Genomic DNA, 12327 nt, shown 5'->3' with positions numbered 1-12327 from the left:
TTTAAATCTCTATAAATTTCTCCCTTTTCTATAGCATTTAAGTCTATCATACTTTGATAATACCTGCTTCTCTTTGCTAAATCTTTTTTATTTATAACTTGCATTTCTATATTGTAAATTCTATTTTCGTCTTCAACGTAGACATCAAGGCGAACACTTTTCGCATCATAATTAATATCAATAGTTTTCTGGTTATCTATGTAGGTTATCTCACCAATCTTTTTATCCAAAAGAATCTCAAGAGTTTCTCTACAAATTTCTTTATCTCTCATAACTTTTGAAAACATAAAATCATTACTTAAAGTTAAACTTTCCCAAAGTTCCCACTTATCTTGCTCCATAACTAACTCCCTTTTTTGTTTATTATATCATATTTTTTCATTCAATAATTACCTTAAACACAAAAAGCAACTAGATAAACCTAGTTGCTTTATATTTATTCTCCGTGATATTATCTCAATATACTTCCTTGTTATATTTTAAAAATTTTCAAAGGAGATAAAAACTATGGAAAATAGAGTTAGAAAGAATCAACTTAAAATTTATTTAAGTGATCAAGAAAAACAAATCTTTGAAAATAAGTTAGCTATGAGCAAACTCAAATCAATGTCTTTCTTCATACGTAAATGCGTTCTTGAAAAAGAAATTTTTGTTGTAGATATGACTCCTATTATGAAAATTCAGCAACTATTATCTAATCAAGCTAACAATATAAATCAAATTGCAAAGAAAATTAATATAAATGGAGTTATCTATAAAAATGATATTAATTATATCAAACAGCTAAATGAAAATTTATCAGAGGAAATTTCAAAAATTCAAAGTTTGATTATAAAGAAAATTTATAAATAATTATGGTTATTTTCTCACTCTCTTATACTTAAAAAATCATTATTACTGAAAATATTTTTAAGTATTTGATTTACTTCCAATTCATTATGTATGTTTTCATATTTACGTATCATATTTTGTGAAGTATTGTGATATTTAATAATAACTCTTCCAAAGAATTTCTTGTATTCTTCTACTTCTTCACTCTCATAACCTATATCATTAATAGTATTTAGATCTTTTGTGATCTTTCTTACTGATGTTAAAAGCCAAATGTCTTTTTCAATTCTCAAAATACAAACTATAATTTGACCAATTTTAAAATTAGTATTTTCATTTCTCCACATAAAATATTTGTTATTTACATAATCAGAATCTTTAAGATATTCTTTTAATATATCTATTTCATCATGTGATATTACAAATCTAACTTTTACACTATCAAAATCATCTTGCTCTATCCTAAGTAAATCATTTAAACAAATCATTCTCTTCACCTCTATAATGTCTACCTAATTATCAAATTCCTCAAAATTATCTGCCCACATTTCACATTGACTAATAACTGTTTGTATTGCGTCATCTATTCCTTCAGGTGGGTAATCATATTTCTTTAGAAGTCGTTTTACAATCTTTCGCATACCTGCTCTAGCACTTTCTTTCTCTCTCCAATCAAGCGTACGATTTTTACGAAGTAAGTCAGTAAGTTCTTTAGTCATGGCAATAAGTTCACTATGTTCATAAAAATCTTTTATAGCTTGTGGTTTTGTTAAGGCATCATAAAAAGCTAGTTCTTCAACTGTTAATCCCATTTCTTTTCCTTCATTATCGCTATTTACTATATCTCTTGCCATTTTAAGAAGCTCGTCAATAACTTCTTCATTTGTAATCATTCCATTAATATATTTTTTCATTGATTTTTGAATGATCTCAGAAAATTTTTGAGATTTAACTACATTGGTTTTCTTATAAATAGATACTTGTTCTTCAATTAAATTTTTCAAAACTTCTACAGCTAAATTTTTCTGTTTCATATTGGCAACGTCTTCAAGAAAACTTTGGTCAAATATTGAAAACTCTGTTTTAATATCAGAAAATAAATTTATAACTCCATCACTTTTAATTGTGTGTTTCAATAAATTGTTAATTCTCTCATTTACATCTTTTAAACTGAATTTCTTTTTCTCTGGATTGTTGCTTCTTACTAGCATAATTCGTATAGATTCAAAGAACACCGCTTCAAATCTCATTTCTTTTTCAACAATACTACTACATAAAGAAAGAGCTTGTTTAAGTAAAAGTGCTTCTTTAACAAAAATATCTCTATTTTCACTTTCGCTTTTATCACTAAGTATAAAGTCAACTCCATCTGTAATTGTAGTTGCTCTTTCAAGATCTGTTCCACTTATAAATTTTGAATAATCAAATCCATGAAAGAAATCTCTACATATAGAAAGCTTTTCTAAAAATTTATTATAAGCAACCTTAGATATATCAGGATCACCATAATTTTTCTTATCTCGTGCTGTATAATCATTCATAGCTTTTTTAAGTGCTGATGCAATCCCTATATAATCTACAACAAGTCCACCTTCTTTTTCATTAAAAACACGGTTAACCCTAGCTATTGCTTGCATTAAATTATGTCCTTCCATTGGTTTATAAACGTACATTGTTGAAAGAGAAGGAACATCAAATCCAGTTAACCACATGTCAACTACTATCGCAATTTTTAAAGGGTCATTATTATCTTTAAATTTTCTTGCAAGATTTTCTTTATGAGTTTTATTTCCAATAATATTTCTCCACTCTTCAGGGTCATTATTTCCTTGAGTCATTACAACTCCAACTTTTTCTGTCCATTCTGGACGAAGAGTTAGTATTTTTTCATAAATTTTCATTGCAATAGAGCGAGAATATGCAACTATCATCGCTTTTCCAGTTAATAAATTTTCACGATAGTTTTCATAATGGTCAAGAATATCTTTTACAAGAGAATTAATAGTTTGTTCAGCTCCAAGAATTGCTTCTAGTTTTCCTAATTCTTTCTTGCTTTTTTCAACAATATGTTCATCAGTGTTTTGAGCCATTACTTCATATTCTTCATCAATTAATTTTAAAATTTCTGGATCTAGGTTTAAATGTATAACTCGACTTTCATAATAAACAGGGCGTGTTGCTCCATCTTCAACAGCTTGAGTCATATCATAAATATCTATATAATCTCCAAAAACTTCTTTTGTACTTCTATCTTTAGATGAAATTGGAGTTCCTGTAAACCCTATATAAGTTGCATTAGGTAAACTATTTCTAATTATTCTTGCTATTCCACGTTTTATCTTTCCTGTTTTCTCATCAACTTTTTCTTCAAGTCCATATTGTCCACGATGTGCCTCATCAGACATAACAACAATATTTCTTCGTTCTGAAAGTGGTTCACTACTTTCTTGAAATTTTTGCATTGTGGTAAAAATAATTCCATTTGCTTCTCTATTTGATAATAACTCTTTTAAATTTTCTCTACTCTTTGCTCTTTGAGGTGTTTGACGCAAAAACTTTTCACATCTAGAAAATTGCCCAAAAAGTTGGTCATCTAAATCATTTCTATCTGTTAAAACAACTATAGTTGGACTTTCCAAAGCTTCTTGTAAATAGTGTGCATAGAAAACCATTGACAAAGATTTTCCGCTTCCTTGAGTGTGCCAAAACACACCACCTTTTCCATCTGTTAAAGTTGCTTTCTTAGTTGATTCAACAGCTTTTTTTACAGCGAAATATTGATGGTATCCTGCAAAAATCTTAAATGTATTTACCATATCAACATTAAAGCACATAAAATTTTTGAGTAAATCAATAAAACGATTTTGTTCAAAAATTCCTTCAAAGAAAGTACGAAAATCTGCAAACCTTGTATTTTCGTAACTTCCATCTGTTGTTTTCCATTCCATAAATCTATCTTCTTTTGAAGTTATGGTTCCAACTTTTGAAATAGCTTGGTCGCTTATTACACAAATTGCATTATAAACAAAGATTGAAGGTATCTCATGCATGTAATTTTTTAATTGTCTATATGCTTCTGAAGAATCTGTTTCTTCACGTGAAGGAGACTTTAATTCCATAATTACCAAGGGAAGTCCATTTATAAGAATTACAATATCAATTATTTTTTTGGAAAATTCTTTGAAAGCCCATTGATTAGAAATAACAAAGCTATTGTTGTTAATATTTTTGAAATCAATAAGATAAACGATGTTTGAACGTTCTTCTCCATCTTCAAGATATTTTACAGGTACACCGTTTTGGAGATAATCTGTAAAAATCATATTTTTATGAATTAGATCTCCGTTTTCAATATCACGCAATTTATTAACTGCATCTTTAATAGCTTCTTGTGGTAGGTTTTTATTGATTCGTTTTAAGGCAGGCAATAATTCATCTATGTACAATGGATCTTCATAATCTCTCTTTATATCATTTTTAGGTAAGTATGTATAATTAAGATTACTTGACATAAGTTCGATTATTGCATTCTCATAATTTGCTTCTCTGTATTTTCCCATAAGGTTGTCCTCCTTTTTAAATGTCTATTTTTGATACGTCTATCTCTCCTGTCATAAGTTTTGGTAATAATGTATCACGTAATGAATATAGTTTTTGGATTTCACATTCATTAAAATAATATTTTTCATATAAACTAGATACTATCTTTTCAAAACTATTTATCAATCTATTAATCGGAACTTTTATTAAGTGTTTTTTTATATCTGATTGAGTTATTAACGGTTGAGTAGATCCAACATTAAGATTTTCGTAACAAATATTATTTAATATTTGATTTGTATACTCATAATAATTACTTTTAATTACCATAGCATTATCTGAAACCCAAATTTTTTCTTTGAATCTTTGTACTATTCCATGTGTTCCAACTCTTCCAATAACTAATACATGTTCATCATATAAAAATTCATCAGTATATCCAGTTATACAACTTGAACCAATTATTGGTATACAATATTGTCTGTTTTTTAATTTAATTTTATTTTTAGGTCTTCTACCATTACTTATATTTATTATTGATTCTAATTTTTTAACTTCCCAACCTTTAGGAATCAATCCTAATTCACTTTCAATCATTTCACCACCACTTGATTTATAAGGTTGTCCTTCTTCGTTCGGAAATTCATAATCAACGAACCATCTTTTAAATATTTCTTTAGCCTGCTCTTCTAAATTTTCATTTATCTTCCTATTAATTTCTATCTTCTCATCTAATGACGAAAGAATTTTGGAGATTTTTTGTTGTTCTTTCTTATCTATAGGAATCTTAACATAAACATTTTTCATTACAGTTCCAGATACTTCTTTAAACGTTGTTCCACTTCCCATAGCTTCAATAATTTCTTTATTATATTTCATAAGATAATACATAAACATATAGTCAACATTTTCATTAGGAATAATGCTTTTAAATCCTTGATTAGTACAGAGATCATTTTCTGCAATAGCAACGTAACCAATAGGTGCTCTAGACGTAAATAAAATAGAATTTTTAGGTAGCATTTTAAGAGAACAACTATTTAAACCTTCTTCACTTATATTCCTACTTCCTTTAGAAATAAATCTATATTGATATCCTGATAAATCTTTTGGTGTTATCCAAGCGATATTTCCACCATAATATTCTTCTCGTTTTGTTGATGGTGTTGAACCTCCAATAACTTCTCCTAGCTCCGAAAGTTTAAAATTTTTCCATTCTCCCATCAATTATCTCTCCTATATTATTTTTGTTTATTTCAATTATAAATTTATAAAAATTTTTACCAATAAACTTTATATCTTTTTCTGTTTCTTCTTGTAATTCGTTAAAATAATTTTGAAAATTTTTTATTCTAAATTCATTTAACTTATCAATAAAAACATTTATTTTATCTACTTTATCTTTAATTTCAGAATACTCTAACAATAATTTTTTTAATTCTTCATTTAATTCTTCTGAAATCTTAATAGCCTTACGGCAAATTCGCATTAAAGTTGTTATGTAACTATTAATTATATCATTATTCTTTTTTAAAAAAGGCTCATAAAGTTTAATAAGGGATATCTTGTCTATAGTTTCATGTCTAAAATGACCAACATCTTCGATATAATCATAAATAATACTTTTACAGTTATTAATATTTAAAACCTTATTACTTGAATCGCTATTAAATTTATTATCTCTAATAGCATAAAAAAATTTCATATCTATATCTGAAAAATAAACTACACTTTGTTTTAAATCATTTTCAAATCCTTCAAGTTGTCTTTGTTTTATGTAAAACTCAAATTGTTTTCTCATCATTTTTTTCTCAGTATTCAATTGTACTTCTAAAGCTTCTCTATTATCATTTATTGTAGATTTAAGTACCCAAAATGTAGTTCCTGCTGAAACCATAACACTTAAAAGTGTTCCTACTAGTGAAATTATAATTCCATAGTAATCAAAAATCTGTTGATCATCAAAATTTGAATATATAAATTTTATCTTTAAAATACGTGTGATAATATATGGTCCAAAGATAATTCCAACAATTATCAAAATTAAAGATATAGCTATCAGTATAATAAATATATTTTTAAACCCTTCTTTTTTATCTTGTTCCTTAGATTCCATCTTTAACTCCCATAATTAATTGTCTAAGTTGTTTTTGAGTCTAATACTTTCTTCATTTACTAATTGCAAAAACTCTTTTGTTTTATTTAAAAACTCTTTGTATTCATTTTTTTCATAATTTGATCTTTCTATTAAAATATTATTTAAATTAAATTTATTAAGGGAAAATAAATTATTTTGTTCAATATTAACCATACCACCTAAAATTTTTATATTATATATAATTTTTTGAAGTTCCATAACAATATTTTTCATTTTATCTAATATGACTAAATATTTTTCAATTTCTTTATTTAATAAATTAATATAATTTTCTATAATTTTCCTATCACAAAAATAATCATAAATATACAATTTGATTTCATTTTTATATAAATTAATATTAAAATTCATTTTATCTAAATAAATGAATGCATTAAAAATATCTTCATAAATATTATCAATATTTAATTGTTGTATATTGTTATTATTATTTAAAAGTAATTCTAATGGTATTTTAGTTATTTTATTAAATAACTCATATTCAATCATTAAACTTAAACAAACTTTTCTTATAAACTCATCAAATTTACTAATATTTTTTTGAGTTATTTGAAAATTAAAGTCTTGTTTCCTATCATTATTGCTATAATTTATTGTAATAATTAAAACAACAAATGTAATTAAATTTGAAAGTATGCCTCCATAATAAGTTAAAATTTCACCTTTTGTAAAACCAAAAACATGATTTTGAAATGTTCCTAAAAAAATTGGAACTAAAACCAAAATAATCAATCCCCAAAATAAATATTTATACATCTGTTCTTTAAACTTCATATCCAATCTCCTTTAAATTCTTACGAATTTCATTTTCAAGGTCATTGGATTTCTTAAACAAATCTGACAATTCAGAAGTGAGTTTTAACATTTTTTCATTAAAAGATTCTCCATCATCAACTTTCTCTTCAATTCCAACATAACGTCCAGGTGTCAATATATAATCTTGTTCTTTTATCTCTTTCGTTGTCGCTATAGCACAAAATCCTTTTTCCTCCTCAAGAGTTCCTTCTACAAAAGAATTATAAGTATCAGCAATCTTTTTAATATCTTCTTTCTCCAAAATTCTAAGAGTCCTATCTTCCATCTTACCTAAATTTCTAGCATCTATAAAAAGCGTCTTACCACTTTGCTTCTTATCTCTAGAAAGAAACCACAAACACACTGGAATTTGTGTTCTATAAAAAAGTTGTGTAGGCATCGCAACAATACATTCAACTAAATCATCTTCAATTATGTTTTTTCGAATCTCTCCCTCATTACTCTGTTGAGATGAAAGTGAACCATTTGCAAGCACCATTCCAATTTTTCCTTTAGGTGAAAGATGCCAAATCATATGTTGAAGCCACGCAAAGTTTGCATTTGAATCTGATGGAACACCATATGTCCACCTAACATCTTCTTTAAGCTTATCCGCTCCCCAGTTAGACATATTAAATGGTGGATTCGCCATAATAAAATCTGCTTTTAATTGCTTGTGATGATCACTAAAAAAAGTATCTGCACTAAATTTTCCTAAATTCGCTTCAATATGCCTAATAGCAAGATTCATATGTGCAAGTTTAAAAGTTGTTGGATTAGATTCTTGACCATATATAGAAATTCCATTCCTATTTCCTCCATGTTCATCTACAAATTTTGCAGATTGAACAAACATCCCTCCGCTACCACAACAAGGGTCTATGTTCCTGCTGATTTTGATACAAAAGAAAAAGCCCTCTCCGGGGCAAAAGCCGCCGAAAAAGGCTTGAAATAAGGGCTTCCGAGGTCATGTGCCGACTTCGGAAGTCCTATTTTTATGTATTCAGTTTTGCCGTTACCGCCCAGCAGTATGGCGGGGTATCAGCCTTGCGGTGTAGTGATTTTGGAATAATTAAAAGGTGAGGCAAAATTAAAAGGTTCACTCTGTTTCAGGGAGTTCCTTTAGGGTTTTTCCATCAGCGTCTTTCCAGTGCGCGTTTCCGCTCAAAGACGCACCGCCAACAAATCCGGCAGCTGATGAAGGACTGGAAAACAGTACATCAGCTGTTAATATCCCATTGCTGTCAATCCTGTCCTTATACTTCTTACGGTCCTTTACGGATCTTTCAGGACAACTCTTCGTCATGGTGGGATTGATTATGCTGCCTTTCAGCACAACAAATCCATCGCTCGTTCTTTTGCCGGATGCCTTACCCTTTCCATATTCCATGTATAGGACTGGTTCTGTGTCGGTTGATTCGGTAGGTGGTGCAAACGGCTCAAATACCTTATGTCCAAGAGTGCCCATTACAATTTTAGCATAGTCGATAAACTCTTCAAGTTCACTCTCTGTTTCCTCTGTAATATTCCCAGGATTAGGATCATTTCCGTTTTTCACAACATAGCGTCCAGCTTCAATCGCCATATTACAGAAACGATTTTCAAGATAGCTTATCTCTGTTGGCCCAAAAGAATTATTTGTCGTAGTAAACATGACCGCCTCAGTCCAATAATCAATAGAGTTATGCGGTTCCTGTACTCGCAGAAGAAGACCTTTGCCATTTTTACGAACTCCAGCCTGGCCTATGTACACCACCGCATTATCCGCCTTATCAGTGCCGAACAGGAAATACACGCCGCTCTGTTTGAGGATATCCAAATCTTTGCACTTGTCCAAAGCAGTACGAGGGATCTTATATGCGATTCCAGTCCAATTGGTAAGGGAACATTTAATCCTTCCGCTTGGCTCTCCATCTATCAAAAACAGTTTTATAGTTTTGCCTCGGGGCATTGTCTTCCCTCCTTTGCATTGAAATCTCTTTCTATCGTTGAAACATGTAAAAACGATACAAGGTATAATTCACAGTGCAGTACGTATGATTTGAATAATTACAAACCAAACAGCTTTTTCATTTCGACTTCCATCGTCCCATTTTTTGCATATTCTAAAGTGTCGCATAGACGGATATTGTTCTTTTCAATGTGTATCACATCGCTAAATCCGAGGATATAGCGCAGGCAGATGCGGTATATGATCTCTGTCGGAGCGCAACCGTATACCTGCTTTGCAAAAATATGATTCAGTCTCTCTGCATCATCCGGATATAGCGCCTTCATGCGATTGCTCTGGTAGAGTCTCGTGACAATTTCTGTCACATACATCCCAGATTTCATATAGAGGTCGGCAAATGTTGTGTTTGGATCGTCAAAGCATCCCGGATTCTCCTGTTCAAGCCTGTCCACCATGTCCTTCACGACTTTTTTGGGTGTGAAGATCTGGTTTGTCCGCTGTGGCGGGATATAGTCAAAAATATCTCCTTTTTGATTCGGATCGAAATAATTTGCCAGTTCTGCCCGTTTTTTCATAAACTCTTGCACAGCATCATTAAAAACGACCTCATCAAACAAGTGCCCGTCAAAGTGCTTTTTCTCACCGAATTCTGTTGTATAGTCTCCGCCGTCTCGCAACATGCGAAACTGATCAAGTGTTACACCCTGACCATTCTGAGGATTTACTGTAACATTCCAGAACACATCTTCCGGCACAAGTGAATCAAAATTGGCGAGTGTAGTGCTTTCATCGCCATAGGCCATAAGAAACGCAGGAATCGTGCGAGAGAAACCACGGAGGTGGTCACGGACACTGCCTTCAATGGAGTCTTTAGCTGCATTCAACTTTTCAGTTTCTACGGTTTCAACAATCTGTTCTGCGGCTTTCTTTACAGTCTCGTCGCTGTGGAGATTTTTATTGATATTGTCCACCATGTCGCGATAGCCCTGTAGCCGTTTAGCGGTGTATTCTTCATCAATCTGCGTGATTTCCGTCATTGTGGCACCGGATTGCTGCGCCTCATGGATTCTGTCATCACGTTCTTTGACAAGCTGATGGTCCCGGATTGTGTAATTCCCGTATTCACGGTTTACAACAGCGTCCGTAGTTTCCTGGATTTTGCGCTCCAGCTGATTCTGGGTGGATTTTCTCAAATCCTTGCCATACTGTGCTTTGGCAGTTTCCATAAGTGTATTCGCAATCGGCTTTGAAAACTGTTCACGAAGAGACTTCAGTTCATCTTTCTTGGGATTCGGCGTTATTTCCACATTCCTCTGGATTTCCTCCACGGCTGCGGTTAGCTGGTCTTCCACGTCCGCGTAAACCTTGTCGCCAAAGAGATCGCTTGCTGTTCCAATGACCTGTTCCTTTGGAATCTCAACCTCTCCATTTTCATTCAAATTCAGGCTATCCGCCGTGTTTTCATCTACAGCGGCAGGTGCAAGAGCCTTTGGTTCCTCAAGCGCCTGCATGTTGTTGATGATATCGATGATCTCCTTCGGTGCCCCGAAAATACCGCTGATGTTCGCAAACAGGAAATTGGACATAAATCCTCGCTCTACGACTTCTCTTGCATGGATGTGACGGGGGATCGTGAGGACTTTTTCTGCATCAAGCTCTATCATGGAGCCATCCGCATCTTCGCCGTAGACCGGGAAGAAGTTCAGAAGTTCTCTAACATGCTGTTTACGGCTGTCAAAGTCACCTTTGTCCCCGGAAGTCTCAGGAATGAGATCGTTTGCAAACTTCTCAAAAATTGTCAGGGTCCGGGCAGGATCGAAGTCAAACACATAAGCATTCTGCTTCCGATATGTATTACCATCGCTGTCTGTGAATAAACAAGGATTCTGCGCTCGAAACGCCGCCTGCATATAAAGAGCAGGGCTTGCCATATTGGAAAGCATCAGCACTGCCGTCCACTCCGGAATCGTTACACCTGTGGTCAGCTGGCCAACGGACAGGGTAATGGTCTTGTCATATTCAGCGATCGCCTTTGTTACCTTGTCAAAAGACTTTTCGTTTTCGTCATCATCATCTAATTTTCCATCGCCGGCGGCAAGAATGATCTCATAGTCTTTGAATACAGGGTGGAGCTTCAACTTCTTTGCCAGAGCCTTTGCGCTTGCCACACGATTTAAGATCCAGAAAGTATGCTTTAATTCATCACGGAGTTCCGGCGTAGAAAACGGGAACTTCTCCTGCCGGGTCAGGGCATCGAGGAACTTATCGACATCTGCGTCATGCACAAACTTGCCGGATTCATTACTTGATGGCTATCGTGATTTTTTAGAGCAACAACTTACTCATAACCGCAGGAGTTTAACCGAAACAGAAATCTTAGATATTCAAAACCGATGTGAACAGCTTTATGATTTGTGTGGAGAATAAAAAAATAACCTAAAAAGTGCGATAGCCTGTGTAGGTGTCGCACTTTTTTCAGTTGGCTTGGCTTACGAAAACAGCGTTAATTATTCCGCAGTTTCTCTTGCCTTTTTCAAGCCTTGAGCCGTAGCTTCCATCACGATAAGCTCCTTTTCTTCCATATCATTCAACAGTACATCAACTTGTTTGCGGCGATTGTTGTCGCCATCTTCATTGCATGGAAAAAAGAACTGGTCTACAGAGATGTCAAGCAAGGTAGTAATGAGATAAAATTTGTTAAGCCTTGGGTGCTGCCCCCTGTTCTCTATATACATAATAGAGCGTGGCGTAAGGTCTACCAGTTGGGCAAGATATTCCTGTGTCCACCCTTTTGCTTCCCGAGCTTTTTTTATCGCTATACCTAACGGCTTAAAATCAAGTTTTCTTTCATCTTGGTACATTTTAATATCATCCTATATCATTGTACATTTCGGGTGATGATATTTGAACGAAGTATGATTTTATGTTTAGTAGTGTATAATTTCGTATTAGTGGAGAGAAACTTGCTATTATTCGTCATTCCGTATATAATAATTATATACTCTTTGCGAAAGGAAGTTGATATTATGAATTACATTTCTGTGAAAGCCGC

At 32.4% G+C, this 12327-nt stretch carries 10 protein-coding genes and 1 pseudogene; 1 reads left to right on the top strand and 10 read right to left on the bottom strand.

Annotated features, from left to right (window positions below):
* On the bottom strand, positions 1-341 hold a 341-nt coding region (locus A6P36_RS04145; protein ID WP_156507974.1), incomplete at its 3' end, for an Rpn family recombination-promoting nuclease/putative transposase.
* Between the two features lie 166 nt (positions 342-507).
* On the opposite strand from A6P36_RS04145, the gene A6P36_RS04140 reads away from it, so the two are divergent.
* Positions 508-852: a plasmid mobilization protein gene (locus tag A6P36_RS04140; protein WP_066761301.1), complete on the top strand. Its 345-nt coding sequence runs from the start codon at positions 508-510 to the stop codon at positions 850-852.
* Positions 853-866: 14 nt separating this feature from the next.
* Here A6P36_RS04140 and A6P36_RS04135 read toward each other — a convergent pair whose 3' ends face one another.
* The 9 genes and pseudogenes from A6P36_RS04135 to A6P36_RS04095 form a co-directional block, all read right to left on the bottom strand.
* A complete protein-coding gene (locus tag A6P36_RS04135; protein WP_066761299.1) occupies positions 867-1319 on the bottom strand; it encodes a hypothetical protein in 453 nt (150 codons plus the stop codon).
* A gap of 24 nt (positions 1320-1343) precedes the next feature.
* The gene (locus A6P36_RS04130; RefSeq protein ID WP_066761297.1) at positions 1344-4391 is read right to left on the bottom strand and encodes a type I restriction endonuclease subunit R; all 3048 of its coding nucleotides are present in this window, start codon (positions 4389-4391) and stop codon (positions 1344-1346) included.
* 16 nt (positions 4392-4407) lie between these two features.
* The gene (locus A6P36_RS04125) at positions 4408-5595 is read right to left on the bottom strand and encodes a restriction endonuclease subunit S (RefSeq protein ID WP_066761294.1); all 1188 of its coding nucleotides are present in this window, start codon (positions 5593-5595) and stop codon (positions 4408-4410) included.
* Complete coding sequence (locus A6P36_RS04120; RefSeq protein WP_066761292.1) at positions 5573-6487, bottom strand: hypothetical protein; 915 nt, start codon at positions 6485-6487, stop codon at positions 5573-5575. The genes A6P36_RS04125 and A6P36_RS04120 overlap by 23 nt, the downstream gene beginning before the upstream one ends.
* Positions 6488-6502: 15 nt before the next feature.
* Positions 6503-7303, bottom strand: a complete 801-nt coding sequence (locus A6P36_RS04115) for a hypothetical protein (protein WP_066761290.1) — start codon at positions 7301-7303, stop codon at positions 6503-6505.
* A pseudogene (locus tag A6P36_RS04110) lies at positions 7293-8213 on the bottom strand (N-6 DNA methylase); the annotation flags it as partial. The gene A6P36_RS04115 and the pseudogene A6P36_RS04110, both read right to left, overlap by 11 nt.
* A 210-nt stretch (positions 8214-8423) precedes the next feature.
* Positions 8424-9275: a GIY-YIG nuclease family protein gene (locus tag A6P36_RS04105; protein ID WP_066761289.1), complete on the bottom strand. Its 852-nt coding sequence runs from the start codon at positions 9273-9275 to the stop codon at positions 8424-8426.
* 98 nt (positions 9276-9373) lie between these two features.
* Positions 9374-11560: a hypothetical protein gene (locus tag A6P36_RS04100; protein ID WP_197487219.1), complete on the bottom strand. Its 2187-nt coding sequence runs from the start codon at positions 11558-11560 to the stop codon at positions 9374-9376.
* A gap of 222 nt (positions 11561-11782) precedes the next feature.
* On the bottom strand, positions 11783-12142 hold the full coding sequence (locus A6P36_RS04095) for a helix-turn-helix domain-containing protein (protein WP_425330774.1): 360 nt from the start codon (positions 12140-12142) through the stop codon (positions 11783-11785).
* Between the last annotated feature and the right edge of the window lie 185 nt (positions 12143-12327).

The organism is Candidatus Arthromitus sp. SFB-turkey (genome assembly GCF_001655775.1).
GTDB lineage: Bacteria > Bacillota > Clostridia > Clostridiales > Clostridiaceae > Dwaynesavagella > Dwaynesavagella gallinarum.
Note: the sequence above shows the minus strand (reverse complement) of the source record. Positions and strands in the feature narration are given on the sequence as shown.